Genomic DNA, 15,693 nt, shown 5'->3' on the forward strand with positions numbered 1-15,693 from the left:
GTCAACAGCTTTCGCGGCATAAACGCTTAGGCTATTGTCTCATTAGCTACCGTTTGATGACCGAGGTAATTTACACACTAATTTGGACTTGACTGCAAAATTTTTGCAACATATCAAGTGTAGGTATTTGCTTACCATTTTCCAGAAGCGAAATTGTGGCTCTATTAATACCTAGTTCATCAGCTACTTCGCTTTGTGATCTATTGCCCCTATATTCTTTAAGTTTTTGTGCAAACAGCTCTTCATTAAAACTGATCAAGATAAACACTCCCTCCCATGCGTTATAAATTATAACACTCAGGATTATAGTTATCAACGTCATGTTACCTTTTCTAACAGTATTATATGAATGCAACGTTCCTTTATTGAGCCTAAGCTATACAAAATAAGAAGCCAATTTTAGACAATATTTATAACATGAATAGTATTATTTTATTGCTTTATCGGAAATAATACTCATTCTCATTACTTTGTCCAATGTCATTTCCCATAAAATCAAATCTGTAAATCGTTTCGGGCGTAAATCTGTATGCTAAGATGTCTTGCATAGATAGATCTTAAAAAAAAGACAGATATGCAGAATATACCTGCAGTCTGTCTGTCGCTTGTGCAACATATTAATTCATGGATCAGGTAATATCTTCTCAGTCGGAAACGGACATGTTCTTTTTGTCCCTGGATGCGAATTGCAAGACACAAATCAAACCAATAACAACCAACCCAACCAGATCGGTCACAAGCCCCGGATCAATCAGGGCAACACCGGCTGCCACAGCCGGGATCCTTTGCCACCAGGGCATGGTCTTACGCATAAAACCGCCCAGCCCGCTGGATATAGCAAACATGCCGATCATGGAAGTAATCACAATCTGCACCAGTTCCCCAAAAGAAGCATTGATGAGCAGCATGGTGGGATTCAGAACGAAAATATAGGGGATGATGAAAGCCGCTATGGCAAGCCGCGTAGCAATGACTCCCGTCCTGATGGGATTGCCCCCGGAAATGGCGGCGCCGGCATAAGCGGCCAAAGCCACAGGAGGCGTGATATCCGCCACGATGCCGAAGTAGAACACGAACATGTGGGCGGCAAGCACCGGTGTTCCGGGTATCAGCTTGAGGATGATGGGCGCGGTTATGGTAGCCATGATGACATAGTTGGCGGTTGTGGGAACGCCCATGCCAAGGATGATGCAGGCTATCATGGTCAGGATGAGGGCAAGGATATCAATGCCACCTGAAAGCATGAGAAGCATGTCGGCAAGCCTCAGCCCTATGCCAGTCAGCGCAACGATGCCCACAATAATGCCCGCGATGGCACAGGCAGCGGCAACGCCTATGGTGTTCCTGGCCCCTGTCTCCAGGGCATCCACAAAAGCGCTGGGCGAAAGCCTGGTTTCCTTTCTGAAAGAGCTTACGATGATAGCTGCCAGAATAGCAAGGCAAGCCGCACGCGAAGGTGTAAAGCCATAGGACATCGTAAAGATGAGTACCAGTATCGGAATCAGCAGATAACCTCTGCTGAGAAGCAGCTTGAAGAAGTTCGGGATGGATTCCTTGGGAAGGCCTTTCAGGCCAAGCTTCTTGGCTTCAAAATGCACGGCCAGAAAGATGCCGGAAAAAAACAGGATGGCAGGAAAGACGGCCGCCAATGCAATGGTGGCATAGGGCAGTTCGGTCATCTCCGCCATCAGGAAGGCGGCCGCTCCCATGATGGGCGGCATGATCTGTCCGCCTGTGGACGCCGCAGCTTCCACGGCAGCAGCAAAGTCCTTGTCATACCCGGTTTTCTTCATGATGGGAATGGTTACGCTTCCGGAACCGACCGTATTGGCAACCGAGCTTCCCGAGTACATGCCCTCCATAGCGCTGGCGATAACGGCCACCTTGGCCGGGCCTCCGGTTGCGCGTCCTGCTATGGAATTGGCCAGATCGATGAAGAAGGAACCAATATTCGTCTTTTCAAGGAACGCCCCAAGAATGATGAACAGGACAATAAATGTGGAGCATACGCCTATGGGAGTTCCAATGACGCCTTCCAGGGTATAGAACAATGTGTAGACAACACGTGTCAACGAATAACCGGTTGAGAAGGCATATACGACAAAAGCACCCGCAACAACAAGGATGGGAATGCCGACAACCCTTCTGCAAACTTCGGCAATAACAATAATACCAATGAGACCTACAACCATGTCAAACTGGCTGATGCGGGTTGCCTTCCGGGCAATGGTTTCAAAATTGGCCACATAATAGAAAAAGCAGGCTGAACCGACAAGGCCGATGATAATGTCATACCAGGGCACATAGTTGACTTTCTTTGCCGATTTCTTCCTGGCAGGGTAAAGCATGAATGCTGCAAAAATAATCAGCCCCACGAAAGAAGCCCTGCGTATCTGCTCCGGCCATGTGCTCAAAAGATTCATATAGAAAACATACACTGAGAAAGCAGCCAAAAAATAGCGGACGATCTTTTTTGGTACCCCTGCATAATGCCTGGTGTTCGATTCCCGGTCAAACTCGGCCAAAACAGCCTCCACATCGATATGTTCGGTCTCACTCAAGGAAGAATGGCTGACATGTTTGTTTTCAGACATTTGCTGACGACCTCCTTTATCCTTTGCTAAAGCCAATATCCTGATGCCTCCAAACGTGCAGTATCTGTCCGCCGCAAAAAAATCCCGTCCATGGAAAAAACGTGTTTCCGCACCGGGAATCCTGAGCTTTCAGAACAGTTTACGCCTGACGGCAAACCGGACGCACGTGTTTTTGCCGCATAGCTCCCTGAGACTGACCGTTTGCCCGTTAATCTCAAGGATATGGTCTGAAACCGTACCTACAATGTAGGAGAGGTTGTCCATGCGCTTATTGAATCCGCTGACAATCATGGCACCATCATCCCCGTATTCAAGGGTCTGGCCTTCCTGAATCTCTGTCTGAACTCCCGCGCCGAAGGAATAATAAATGGTTCTGATTACAAATATGGCGTTTCCCCTGATGGCGTATACATCCGTTACGCTGGATTGGTTCACCGAATGGACAAACGAAACCGAAAACTCATCTCCGGATTTTACGGGGAACTCCCCCAAAATCTTTCCGGTATTGCCATGGGTCAGAACAAGGAAAGATGGGGAAAATCCAAAGTAGAATATGAGAGGAACCGCGATAATGACAGCCATCACCGCGGCTCCCCGTATAATTTTCTTCCCTGTCATTTATTTCAGTGCACCGATCTCTTTATAGTACTTCTCCGCACCCGGATGGAGCGGGATTGAAATGGAAGAAACCGAGTATTCCGCATTCAGCTCGGCCCCCTTGGGATGGGCCGCTGCAATTTCTGCGGCATTCTCAAACAATGCTTTTGTCATCTGGTAAACCAGATCGTCTTCCAGTTTCTCTGAAACAATGAAGGTGGCAACAACCGCTACGGTCTTCACATCTTCCGTCACACCCTTGTAGGTGTTCCCGGGTATATTGTACTGGGTATAAAAGGGATATTTCTCCATCAGTTTGGCTGCATGCTCGTCATCAACCTGCAGCAGGTTGATGGTATTGGAAGTAGCCAGTTCCACGATGGCCGTAGTGGGTGCACCGGCCACACAGAAGAAGGCGTCAATCTTGTCGTCCTTGAGGGCCGTGGCGCTGTCGCTGAAGCTCAGGTTGTGGACTTCGATATCATCAAAGGTCATGCCATAGGCTTCCAGGATCTGGCGGGCGTTGAACTCACAGCCGGAGCCCACGTCACCGACGGATACCCTTTTGCCCTTCAGTTCCTCAATGGAGCTAATTTTACCGTTGGAAACGATCTGGCAGACCTCGGCATAGAGACCGGCCATGGCTGAAAATCCTGAAACCTTCTCGCCGGCAAAAAGATCCGTTCCATTATAGGCATAATACATGACGTCGTTCTGAACAATGGCGATATCCGCCTCACCATCGGCCACAAGATAGATATTGGCCTTGGAAGCGCCTGTGGACTGAACATCAAACTTGACATTGTTCAGCTTGCTGGAGAGCACCTGCGATACGGTACCGCCATACGCATAATATGTACCTGTCGTGCCTCCGGTAGCCATTTTCAGTGATTTTGCGCCGCAGCCCGCCAATACCATGGCGCAAAGCAGCATAAGGGCAACAGTTAAGACTAAAGATTTCCTTTTCAAAATCATCCCTCCAGGTCCAAAACATTTGGCTAAAATCAGGCAAGGTTTCAGATAAATATATAATATCAAAGTATATATTATTACCGGCCGGTGTTCAATACGAAAATCCACAAATCTGAATAAAGGCTTCTCCCAATATTCAAAACAGCAGGATACTTTACCGGAAAAAGCAGCCCGCATACACGCAAAATGCATCCTGAAGACAAGAAAATTGCAGAAATTTTGTCAGACTATTGCCGTACTCTGCATATTGCAAAAAAAGGACGTCCTTTTGGGGACGTCGCCAATGGAATGAGGGAGGGAGCTCCCTCGGGGGGAAACATTCAGACGGACCTGACCGTCAGCAGTACTTTAGCTACGCTGTAGCCTCATCCTCACAGGTCATTGCTGCTTCATTGCGCACCTGGAGCCTCAATTCCCCGTAATAGGCGTTCAGGTACATTTCCTTGATTTCGCTGATCAGCGGGAAGCGGGGATTGGAACCGGTGCACTGGTCATCGAAAGCCTGCTCGGCCATTTCGTCCAGACGCTCCAGGAATTCCTTCTCATCGATGCCATAATCCCGGATGGTCTTTTTAATGCCGACCTTAGCCTTCAGTTCCTCTATGGTCTGAATGAGATTGTTAACCTTTTCTGTATTGCTCCTGCCCTTGATGCCAAGATAATCGGCGATTTCGGCGTATCTTTCCAGGGCATGGGGATGGTCGTACTGCGGGAATGTGCCCATTTTTGCCGGAGCTTCAGCTGCGTTGAACCTGATAACCTCGTTGATCATCAAGGCGTTGGCCACACCATGGGGCAGGTGGTAGAAGGCGCCAAGCTTGTGGGCCATGGAATGGCAGACACCCAGGAATGCATTGGCAAAGGCCATACCTGCGATGGTGGAAGCATTGGCCATCTTTTCCCTTGCTTCAGGATCCGTAGCCCCGTTTTCATAGGCCCTGGGCAGGTATTCGAAGATGATCTTCAAGGCCTTCAGTGCAAGGCCGTCCGTATAATCGGTGGCCATCATGGACACATAGGCTTCCAGGGCGTGGGTCATGGCATCGATACCTGATGCGGCTGTAAGCCCTTTGGGCATATCCATCATCAGATCGGCATCGACAATGGCCATGTTGGGCAGAAGTTCATAGTCGGCCAAAGGATACTTGATGCCGGTCTTTTCGTCCGTTATGACGGCAAAGGGTGTCACCTCGGAACCTGTACCCGCAGTGGTGGGAATGGCAACAAAGTAGGCTTTTTCTCCCATTCTGGGGAAAGTGTACACGCGCTTGCGGATATCCATAAAGCGCATGGCCATATCCATGAAATCCACCTCGGGATGCTCATACAGCACCCACATGATCTTCGCCGCGTCCATTGCAGAGCCACCGCCGACTGCGATGATGCAATCGGGCTCAAACCGGAGCATGGCAGCCGCTCCTTTCTTGGCACTTTCCAGGGAAGGATCCGGTTCTACTTCAAAGAAGGTGGTATGGGTAATGCCCATCTCGTCCAGTTTAATCGTAACAGCCTTGGTATAGCCATTCTTGTACAGGAAAGAGTCGGTTACTATAAAGGCCTTCTTCTTGCCCAGCACCGTTTTCAGCTCATCCAGGGCCACAGGCAGGCATCCCCTCTTGAGATAGACTTTCTGGGGAGCTCTGAACCAAAGCATGTTTTCTCTCCTTTCCGCCACGGTCTTGATGTTGATCAGATGCTTGACGCCCACATTATCGGATACGGAGTTGCCTCCCCAGGAACCACAGCCGAGGGTCAGGGACGGCGCCAGTTTGAAATTGTACAAATCGCCGATGCCGCCGTGGGAAGAAGGCGTATTGACAAGGATGCGGCAGGTCTTCATGCGTTCGGAGAAGGCTTTCAGCTTTTCCTGTTCTGTGACCACATTCAGGTAAACGGAAGAGGTATGCCCATAGCCGCCGTCCGCGATGAGGCGTTCCGCTTTGCCCAGGGCCTCATCGAAGGTCTTCACCCTGTACAGGGCAAGGATGGGTGAGAGCTTTTCCCAGGCAAAGGGCTCGGCAGGATCAACGCTTTCGACTTCACCGATGAGGATCCTGGTGTCCGCCGGGACTGTAATGCCGGCCATTTCTGCAATTTTTACCGCCGGCTGGCCGACGATTTTCGCGTTGAGGTTACCATCTTTATCGATGGTCGCGCGTACCTTGTCCAGTTCTTTATCGTTGAGGAAATAGCATCCCCGGTTCCTGAATTCCTCTTTGACCTTGTTATATACCTTGTCAAGGACGATGACCGATTGCTCCGATGCGCAGATCATGCCGTTGTCAAAGGTCTTGGAATGGATGATGGAGTTGACAGCAAGTTTAATGTCGGCAGAATCATCAATGATGGCCGGCGTATTGCCCGGGCCCACACCGATGGCCGGTTTTCCGGAAGAATAGGCAGCTTTGACCAGCCCCGGACCGCCCGTTGCCAGGATGAGGTCGGCCTCCTTCATGAGGAGGTTGGTCATCTCAAGGGTGGGCACATCAATCCAGGCGATGATGCCCTCGGGTGCGCCCGCTTTTACGGCTGCCTCAAGGACTATCCTGGCAGCTTCAATGGTGCAGTTCTTTGCCCTGGGGTGGGGGCTGATCACGATACCGTTCCTGGTCTTCAGGGCCAGCAGGGTTTTGAAAATCGCGGTTGATGTGGGGTTGGTGGTCGGTATGACCGCCGCGATGATGCCCACGGGCTCGGCAATTTTCTTGATGCCGAAGGCCTTGTCTTCCTCGATAACGCCGCAGGTCTTTACGTTCTTGTAGGCATTGTAGATATACTCGGAGGCGTAATGATTCTTAATGACCTTGTCTTCCACAACGCCCATGCCGGTCTCTTCCACAGCCATTTTAGCCAGGGGGATCCTCGCCTGGTTGGCGGCGGTGGCAGCAGCCAGAAAGATTTTATCCACCTGCTCCTGGGTGTAGGTTGCAAATCTCCTTTGAGCCTCTCTTACTTTGTCCAGCGCTTCTTTCAGTTTATCGACCGTGTCAATGATGTTGTACTTGCCGTTTTTGCCCATCGCCATTCTCCTTTCATTTAAGCTGTTTTATGCCTTGTTGGCGTTAAAGGGTTGCATGCGATCTTTATATGTTAAATAATTAACAATCAGCTTTCTAAAAAATCTTCTCCTGCAATATAAGAGAAGCCGGTAATGTTAATTTATTAACGTTAATATTTTAACAATTATATTTTAGCATCGAAACCCTGGGATAGCTATTGGCTAACCATACAAATGTGTGTTAATTATTTATCAATGTTTATGGCGTTTTGTCACATGTGACAACGTGTCTAAGCAGAAAAGCAGTGATGGTCAGGATTTCAATCCCATTGGACATGTTCAACATGAGCGACCGGCGACCGATCGGTTATTTTGCTACCGGCCAGGTTTATGTCCTGAAGCCCTGGCAGCTTTTCCAGGCTTTTGATATTTGGGATCCTGTTATTGAACAGACTAGCGCTGCTTTGCATCTGGTTATGTCTGTTATAGCATGATTTTCCTATGATGGTTGTGCGGTAGTGTGTTTCAAGTCTTATGTCACCAGGATATGAAGCGGCTTACGTTATTGGCAATATTCTCAACAGCCCGCCGCAAGACTTCATGCTTTCAAAATCCACGGGAAAGGCTTAACATAATAGTAGGGCCCATTCTATGCAGGGATGCTTTTTACAGGAAGCTCAAGGCTATTCCTGCGACAAAACCAGGCACAAAGGAGCAAGATGCACGATGAAAATAAACGGCAAGCATTACAGGACCATATGGGTTCATCAGGATGATCCCTCCGTTATACAGGCCATCGACCAGCGTTTTCTGCCCCATGAGGTTATCATCGAGGATTTGAAGGATGTGGATGCCATAGCAAAAGCCATCAAAGAGATGCATATCCGCGGGGCCGGCCTGATAGGCACAACGGCCGGATACGGCATGTACCTTGCGGCGCTTCATGCCCCCAGGCATTCGGAAGAGGCCTTTATGTCGGCTCTCGTTCATGCCGGAGAAATGCTCAAGGCCACCCGCCCCACCGCGGTGAATCTGGAATGGGCGGTAAACCGCTGCCTGGAGGCCATTAAAGCGGAAAAAGGCATTGAGAATAAAATCGCTGCGGCACGGAGAACCGCCGACGCCATCGCGGATGAGGATGCGGCATTTTGCCGGCGAATCGGCGAACACGGACTTCCCATCATCGAGGAAATCAGCCGGCGCAAAAAAGGGGAACCTGTCAATATTCTCACTCACTGCAATGCCGGCTGGCTGGCCTTTGTGGATTACGGCACGGCAACCGCGCCCATTTATGCGGCCCACGAAAAGGGCATCAAGGTCCATGTTTATGTGGATGAAACCCGCCCGCTGAACCAGGGAGGGCAGCTTACCGCCTTTGAATTGGGCCAGAACGGGGTTCCCCATACCATCATCACCGATAATGCGGGAGGGCACCTGATGCAGCATGGCATGGTGGACATGGTGATCGTGGGATGCGACCGGGCAACAAGAACCGGGGATGTGGCCAATAAAATAGGGACCTATCTGAAAGCCCTTGCCGCCCATGCCAACGGTATCCCCTTTTATGTGGCCCTCCCGTCCTCCAGCATCGACTGGAAAATCCGGGACGGTATCAGGGAAATCCCCATTGAGACCCGCAGTGAAAACGAGGTTAAATACATCAGGGGCCGGACAAAGGACGGCAAAATCGAGAGCGTGCTGATAACGCCCGCGAACAGCCCTGCGGCCAACTACGCCTTTGATGTGACGCCCAATCATCTGATCACCGCCCTCATCACCGAGAGGGGCGTTTGTCCGGCAACCGAAGAAGGTATCGCTGGGTTGTTTGGGCATGGAAATAATGACTAAAAACAGTCCCCAGGACTGTTTTTTCGCTTTCGGTCTTCGCTTCGCTCGCCCTCATGCGGACGCCGTAAGTTCGAGCCCTCTCACCAAAAAAAAGAGACGTCCTTGCGGACGTCTCTTTATGGTCGAGGTGAGAGGACTTTATCTCCTTCGCTCCGCTCCCTCGGACGGCTAAAAACAGTCCCCAGGACTGTTTTTTCGCTTTCGGTCTTCGCTTCGCTCGCCCTCATGCGGACGCCGTAAGTTCGAGCCCTCTCACCAAAAAAAAGAGACGTCCTTGCGGACGTCTCTTTATGGTCGAGGTGAGAGGACTTTATCTCCTTCGCTCCGCTCCCTCGGACGGCTAAAAACAGTCCCCAGGACTGTTTTTTCGCTTTCGGTCTTCGCTTCGCTCGCCCTCATGCGGACGCCGTAAGTTCGAGCCCTCTCACCAAAAAAAAAGAGACGTCCTTGCGGACGTCTCTTTATGGTCGAGGTGAGAGGACTCGAACCCCCGGCATCTTGGTCCCAAACCAAGCGCGCTACCAACTGCGCTACACCTCGGAAAATATCGCGTACAATATATTACACTAAAATGCGGCCATTTACAAGCCCCTGCATCGATTCGGGCTGGTGTAAAGTCATGGCAATTCCGAATTTGGCAAGCCTCTTTCGGGTAAATTAATGGGGGCGTATGCCCCCATTAACCATCCATATAAATTTCTCAAGTCAAATATCAGCCACCAAACATGGCGAGCAGGAAACCTGCGGCCACAGCTGATCCGATAACACCGGCCACGTTGGGACCCATGGCGTGCATGAGCAGGAAGTTTGAAGGATTGGCCTTCTGCCCTTCAACCTGGGACACACGGGCAGCCATGGGAACAGCCGAAACGCCGGCGGATCCGATGAGCGGATTGACCTTTCCGCCTGTAATCCAGTACATGAGCTTTCCGAAGAGCACGCCGCCAACAGTGCTGAAGCAGAATGCCAACAGGCCAAGTCCGATGATCTTCAGTGTAGCAGGGCTCAGGAATTGCTCAGCCTTGGCTGTAGCGCCAACGGTAACGCCCAGGAAGATGGTCACAATATTGATCAGTGCATTCTGGGCCGTCTGACTGAGCCTTTCCACCACGCCGGATTCCCTGAAGAGGTTGCCCAGCATGAGCATACCAATCAGCGGAGCGACTGAGGGCAGGAGCAGCACGCACAGAATGGTTACGACAATGGGGAACATGATCTTCTCCAGCTTGGAGACTTCCCTGAGCTGCTCCATCTTGGTTTCCCTTTCCTTCTTGGTGGTGAGAAGCCTCATGATGGGCGGCTGAATCATAGGAATCAAAGCCATGTAGGAATATGCGGCAATCGCAATGGCTCCCAGCAAGTGGGGCGCCAGTTTGGTTGTCAGATAAATAGCCGTCGGGCCGTCGGCACCGCCAATGATACCGATGGACGCAGCTTCCTGGGGTGTAAAGCCAAGGGCTGTGGCAATAAGGAATGCCACATATATTCCCAACTGGGCGGCTGCACCCAGGAACAGGCTGCTGGGCCTTGCAATCAGCGGACCGAAGTCGGTCATGGCGCCTATGCCCAGGAAGATCAGGGACGGATATATACCTTTTTTAACACCAAGATACAGGTAGTAGAGCAATCCGCCCGTCTTGCCATCAGCCTCTTCCAGCATCAGCTCGGCCAGCGGCAGGTTTGTCAGAAGCATACCGAAGGCTATAGGCAAAAGCAGCAGGGGCTCAAATCCCTTGACGATGGCAAGGTAAATGAGTATGCCGGAAATCGCAATCATCAAAAGCTGCTGCCAGGTGATATTGGCGAATCCGGAAGTAACCCATATGTTTTCCAATGTTTCTATGAATGAAAACTCCATGTTTAGTCCCCCTTAATTGAGTGTCAGAAGAACATCGCCTGTGTTGACCGATGCTCCTTGTGTTGTAACAACCTGTGCCACTGTACCGTCACGGGGAGCAAAGATCTCGTTCTCCATTTTCATGGCTTCAAGAATCACGACCACGTCCCCTTTCTTGACAGCGGCACCCGGGGTTACTTTGATACTCAATATGGTTCCGGGCATGGGGGCTTTGATGGGTTCACCGGCTACATTAGCGGCCTGAGGTGCAGGCTGCACAGCAGCGGGTGCCGGAGCTGCGGGTGCGGGTGCCGGTGCTGCAACGGGAGCTGCGGGAGCCTGTTCCACCTTCAATACGGTAGCCTGTCCTCTCTCAACTTCAACTTCATAGTTCTTTCCGTTAAGCGTAACGATATATTTCATGGTGTTATCCTCCCTGTACAATGGTTGGTTTGGTCAATCCAGAGCCTTTATGCTCTTAAACTGAAGCTCGGAAAGCGGAATTTGCGACTCGTGGCTGACAATGGCCATGATGATGGCGGCTGTTTTCTCATCCACATCGTAGAGCTTCAGCTGGCCGCCTGTAAAGCCCGTATCCTGGCTTGCGGCCGGTGCGGCCTGTACTGCAGCGGCCTGGGGCGCTTCTGCCTTCTTCTTGCCAAATGCTGTGACTATCTTTGAAAACAGCGAGATAAGCAGGCACAGGGCCACCAGCACTGCAAAGACAACCGCCATTCCAAAGACACTTACCAATAGACTTTGTCCAATCGTCATATGCACCATCCTTTACCCGACTTTCCTAATGCTGTAGCTGACCGTAGCAGCCTTCTTCTCTTCCCTCTCCCGCAAGAATTTTTCGGCGATCTGAGGAAATGCTATATAGGAAAGTACATCTTCGTCACTCTTTGCCAGGTTGCCAAGCTGCTGCTTGGTTTTCTCGAACTCAGGCTCCAGGTTATCGGCATAGCGATTGGTGATCGGCTTTTCGTCACCAAGAACCTTCTTGATGAGCTCGGGATCGATCTCGCCGGGAGCTTTGCCGTATTCGCCCTTGATGTAGGCCTTAACTTCCTTGGAAACATTCTTGTACCTTTCGCCCAGCAGGACATTCATAGCAGCCTGAACACCGACCATCTGGCTCATGGGCGTTACCAGCGGAGGATAACCGAGGTCCTTCCTGACCCTGGGTGTTTCCTGAAGCACTTCATCCAGCTTATCCAGTGCGTTCTGCTGCTTGAGCTGCGCGATCAGGTTGGACAGCATACCGCCGGGAATCTGGTAGGTGAGGGCGTCGGTTTCGGTACCCAATACATAGGGATCCAGGACGCCGGACTGAATGAATTTATCTTTAACGGGTCTGAAGAAGTCATTGATCTCCTTGAGAATCTTCTCATTGAGGCCGGTCTCATAGCCCATCTGCTTGAGAGTATAGTTCAAGGTCTCAGTAGCAGGCTGAGCTGTTCCGCCGGAGAAGACGGAGATTGCCGTATCAATACCGGTACACCCGGCTTCAATCGCCTTGAGGTAAGTCATGGGCGCAAGACCGGTCGTGGAATGAGTATGCAGAACGAGCGGCACCTTAACGGTTTCGCTGAGTGCCTTGAAGAGGTCGTAGGCTTCCTTCGGGCTCATGATGCCGGCCATATCCTTGACGCAGATAGAGTTGACACCCATGCTTTCAAGCTCTTTTGCCATCTTGACATAGCTCTCCAGGTTATGGATGGGGCTGATGGTATAGCAGATGGCACCCTGGGCATGACCGCCGTGCTTCAGGGTTTCTTCAACGGCTACCTGAATATTCCTGAAGTCGTTGAGCGCATCGAAGATACGAATGATATCGATACCATTCTTAATGGAATGCTCTACGAATTTTCTGACCACATCGTCAGGATAATGCTTGTAGCCCAGAAGATTCTGGCCTCTCAAAAGCATCTGGAGCTTGGTGTTCTTGACCTTTGCCCTGATCTTGCGAAGCCTTTCCCACGGATCCTCAGAAAGGTATCTGAGGCATGAGTCAAAGGTTGCTCCGCCCCAGCATTCGATGGAGTAGTACCCTGCCTGATCGATCTTTTCAAGAATCCCCTCAAAATCGTTAAAAGGCATTCTTGTCGCGATTAAGGACTGGTTCGCGTCTCGTAGTACGGTTTCGGTGATGTTAATCTTTTTCAAAATCTTCACTCCCCCTTGCTATAGGTAGAACCTATGTCTATTGGCTTGATACCAGATCATAAGACCTGTTAATAGTTATTTTTTTAACATTTTCCTATCCATTGTACAAAAAAACATACACGCAAACAAGGGCATTTTATCATTATACTGAAACCATTTCAATCGGTTTTTTGAGCACTTTTCACAAAACCGATTGCACACGCCGACAGAAAGAATGATAAAAATAACCATGAGCCAATCTGATGTTCGCGTCAAAGTACCAAATAATATATTATCCCTATTTCAGAGCCCGAAAACATCGATTTGGGGCATTCTCAAATAACAGGCGCGAAAAAGCCGGGCAACTGGCCGGCCGGATGTCGCTTCCCATTGCCTAAAAGGCCGGACAGGGGTATAATGTGACTGTTTATCCAAACTGATAAACGGGGGGATATTTTTTTGCTGCAAAAAGTACTTTCTCGTGTGCGGAAGGCGATAACCGATTACAACATGATTTCCGATGGTGACAAAATCGCGGTGGGCGTTTCGGGCGGAAAGGACAGCCAGCTCCTTCTGATCGCCCTCAATGAGCTGAGGCGCTTCTACCCGGCAAAGTTTGAGCTGGTGGGCATCACGGTGGCCCTGGGGTTTGAGTCTTTCGACGCCGCCAGTCTCCTGAAGTTCTACAGCAACCTTAACGTGGATTACCATATCGAGGACACCCAGATATCCCGCGTGGTTTTTGATGTGCGGAAGGAGAAAAATCCATGTTCCCTGTGCGCCAATATGAAAAGAGGGGCCTTTTACAGCGCGGCAAAAGCCCTGGGCTGCAACAAGGCTGCCTTTGCCCATCACATGGATGATGTGATTGAAACCCTTTTGATGTCCCTGTTCTATGAAGGCAGAATCCATACCTTTTCCCCGGTCACCTACCTGGACAGGCAGGATATCACGCTGATCAGGCCCATGATTTACACCGAGGAAAAGATGGTCCGGGCTTGTGTCAAGGCCCTGGGCCTTGAGCCCATAAAAAGCGGCTGCCCTGTGGACGGCGTCACCAAAAGGCAAGACATGAAGGATCTGATCCATCAGCTGATGAAAGACAACAGGCACCTGAAGGCCAATATCTTCGGGGCCATCCAGCGTTCCGGCATCAAGGGCTGGAGCATCCATGAAAGCAAATAGTTACCGAATTCCGGCACGGTATGCCCCTGTGGAAAAAGACCGGCATAACAGGCTCAGGATCAGACTTTTCCAGCACCATGTGCAACAGATGGATTCAGGGTATATCAAGCTCAGCCGGTTAATTGTGACACGGGAATTATAATTGCATAATGTATACATTGGTTAAAAATGCCATTGGCATGATGATACACACATGAAAGTATGACAAATGTAAAAGGAGTCTATATGCGTACCCTGCTTCTTGTTATCATCTACCTGGCGTTCATCAGCCTTGGTCTGCCCGACTCACTTCTGGGCACGGCCTGGCCCGCGGCTTACAGGGAACTGGGCGTTTCTGTTTCCATGGCGGGTTTTCTCTATGCCGTCGTATCCTTTGGGACCATCATATCAAGCCTCAACAGCGGCAGGATCATCCGGAGGTTTGGAACGGGCGTGACAACCACGGTCAGCGTCGCCATGACCGCGGCAGCGCTGCTTGGCTTTTCCGTGTCACCAAGTTTTGGGATCATGTTCTTCTTTGCCATACCGCTGGGGCTTGGCGCCGGCAGTGTGGATGCGGCCCTCAACAATTACGTAGCCCTCCACTACGGTGCCAGGCATATGAACTGGCTGCACTCCTTCTGGGGGATAGGCGCCAGCCTGGGACCGGCCATCATGTCTTTTTGTCTCACCCGTGGCAGCTGGAGGTCCGGCTATGCCACGATAGGATGGATTCAAACCGCCCTGGTGATGGTTCTGATAGGATCCCTGCCTCTGTGGACGCGCCTTTCGGCCGCATCAAAGGCAGGCCAAAACGCAGGAAGGATTTTTTCTGCCAAAGAGCTTGTGAAAATGCCGGGCGCCAGACAGGTCCTGATCGCCTTTTTCTGCTACTGCGCCGTTGAAGCAACGGCCGGGCTCTGGGGAAGCAGCTTCCTTGTGCTCACCAAGGGGATTGCTCCGGATACGGCAGCCTCATGGGTGTCCCTCTACTACTTCGGTATCACCTTTGGGCGGCTGTTATCGGGCTTTCTGACCCTGCGCATCAGCAATAAGAACCTCGTCCGCCTGGGGCAGGGATTAATTGTGCTGGGCATCCTGCTCATCATGACAGCTTCCATGGATGTTGTCCTCCTGTGCGGCTTCTTCACCATCGGACTGGGCTGCGCGCCCATCTTTCCGGCCCTTATCCATGATACGCCCGAAAACTTCGGGTCCGAGGCCTCCCAATCCTTTATAGGGCTTCAGATGGCCTGCGCCTATGTGGGAACGACAGTCATGCCTCCCCTGTTCGGTTTTCTGGGAGAAAACCTGTCTATGGGACTCTTGCCCATCTATCTTTTGGTCAATACCCTGGTGATGGTTGCCATGTTGGAGCGCCTGAACAGGATCAAAGCCGCGAAGGCGTCCGGTGCCCGTCAGCAGTGACATCCCGGTATCCATAGTGTAAAATTGTTGTAGGAAAAAAATAAACAAGAGACATCCTTCTTTGATAAAATGGGATTATACACAACAAACCATTTAGAGGAAGGAGT

Annotated in this window: 13 protein-coding genes and 1 tRNA gene; 4 read left to right on the top strand and 10 right to left on the bottom strand. The window is 50.8% G+C overall.

Annotated features, from left to right (window positions below; all coding sequences use genetic code 11):
- Positions 1 to 70: 70 nt before the first annotated feature.
- The 5 genes from F3H12_RS11855 to adhE form a co-directional block, all read right to left on the bottom strand.
- A complete protein-coding gene (locus F3H12_RS11855; RefSeq protein ID WP_207706846.1) occupies positions 71 to 259 on the bottom strand; it encodes a helix-turn-helix transcriptional regulator in 189 nt (62 codons plus the stop codon).
- A gap of 385 nt (positions 260 to 644) precedes the next feature.
- Positions 645 to 2,594, bottom strand: a complete 1,950-nt coding sequence (locus F3H12_RS11860; RefSeq protein ID WP_188118519.1) for a TRAP transporter permease — start codon at positions 2,592 to 2,594, stop codon at positions 645 to 647.
- A gap of 129 nt (positions 2,595 to 2,723) precedes the next feature.
- A complete protein-coding gene (locus tag F3H12_RS11865; RefSeq protein WP_188118520.1) occupies positions 2,724 to 3,176 on the bottom strand; it encodes a DUF1850 domain-containing protein in 453 nt (150 codons plus the stop codon).
- A gap of 36 nt (positions 3,177 to 3,212) precedes the next feature.
- On the bottom strand, positions 3,213 to 4,166 hold the full coding sequence (locus F3H12_RS11870; RefSeq protein WP_149679533.1) for a TAXI family TRAP transporter solute-binding subunit: 954 nt from the start codon (positions 4,164 to 4,166) through the stop codon (positions 3,213 to 3,215).
- Between the two features lie 349 nt (positions 4,167 to 4,515).
- Positions 4,516 to 7,182, bottom strand: a complete 2,667-nt coding sequence (gene adhE / locus F3H12_RS11875; RefSeq protein ID WP_149679534.1) for a bifunctional acetaldehyde-CoA/alcohol dehydrogenase — start codon at positions 7,180 to 7,182, stop codon at positions 4,516 to 4,518.
- 308 nt (positions 7,183 to 7,490) lie between these two features.
- Here adhE and F3H12_RS13300 point away from each other — a divergent pair, with 308 nt between their 5' ends.
- Complete coding sequence (locus F3H12_RS13300; RefSeq protein WP_188118521.1) at positions 7,491 to 7,655, top strand: hypothetical protein; 165 nt, start codon at positions 7,491 to 7,493, stop codon at positions 7,653 to 7,655.
- Between the two features lie 232 nt (positions 7,656 to 7,887).
- Positions 7,888 to 9,009: an S-methyl-5-thioribose-1-phosphate isomerase gene (gene mtnA / locus F3H12_RS11880; protein ID WP_149679535.1), complete on the top strand. Its 1,122-nt coding sequence runs from the start codon at positions 7,888 to 7,890 to the stop codon at positions 9,007 to 9,009.
- Positions 9,010 to 9,473: 464 nt separating this feature from the next.
- On the opposite strand, the gene F3H12_RS11885 is transcribed toward mtnA, so the two are convergent.
- The 5 genes from F3H12_RS11885 to F3H12_RS11905 all read right to left on the bottom strand — a co-directional run bounded on the left by F3H12_RS11885 (position 9,474) and on the right by F3H12_RS11905 (position 13,015).
- Positions 9,474 to 9,549, bottom strand: a tRNA-Pro gene (locus F3H12_RS11885).
- 172 nt (positions 9,550 to 9,721) lie between these two features.
- A complete protein-coding gene (locus F3H12_RS11890; RefSeq protein WP_149679536.1) occupies positions 9,722 to 10,867 on the bottom strand; it encodes a sodium ion-translocating decarboxylase subunit beta in 1,146 nt (381 codons plus the stop codon).
- 12 nt (positions 10,868 to 10,879) lie between these two features.
- Positions 10,880 to 11,269 carry a biotin/lipoyl-containing protein gene (locus tag F3H12_RS11895; RefSeq protein ID WP_149679537.1) on the bottom strand — a complete coding sequence of 130 codons (390 nt, stop codon included), beginning with the start codon at positions 11,267 to 11,269 and terminating at the stop codon, positions 10,880 to 10,882.
- Positions 11,270 to 11,302: 33 nt separating this feature from the next.
- Positions 11,303 to 11,620, bottom strand: coding sequence for an OadG family protein (locus F3H12_RS11900; protein ID WP_188118522.1), 318 nt, complete (start codon positions 11,618 to 11,620; stop codon positions 11,303 to 11,305).
- Between the two features lie 12 nt (positions 11,621 to 11,632).
- Entirely contained in the window at positions 11,633 to 13,015 is a 1,383-nt protein-coding gene (locus F3H12_RS11905) for an oxaloacetate decarboxylase subunit alpha (protein ID WP_149679539.1), read from the bottom strand.
- Between the two features lie 489 nt (positions 13,016 to 13,504).
- Between F3H12_RS11905 and F3H12_RS11910 the strand changes: the two genes are divergently transcribed.
- On the top strand, positions 13,505 to 14,179 hold the full coding sequence (locus F3H12_RS11910) for a tRNA 2-thiocytidine biosynthesis TtcA family protein (RefSeq protein WP_149679542.1): 675 nt from the start codon (positions 13,505 to 13,507) through the stop codon (positions 14,177 to 14,179).
- 225 nt (positions 14,180 to 14,404) lie between these two features.
- Positions 14,405 to 15,586 carry an MFS transporter gene (locus F3H12_RS11915; protein ID WP_149679540.1) on the top strand — a complete coding sequence of 394 codons (1,182 nt, stop codon included), beginning with the start codon at positions 14,405 to 14,407 and terminating at the stop codon, positions 15,584 to 15,586.
- The last annotated feature ends 107 nt before the right edge of the window (positions 15,587 to 15,693 follow it).

Origin of the sequence: Thermoclostridium caenicola (assembly GCF_900142095.1) — a bacterium.
Classification (GTDB): Bacteria; Bacillota; Clostridia; order DSM-8532; family DSM-8532; genus Thermoclostridium_A; species Thermoclostridium_A caenicola.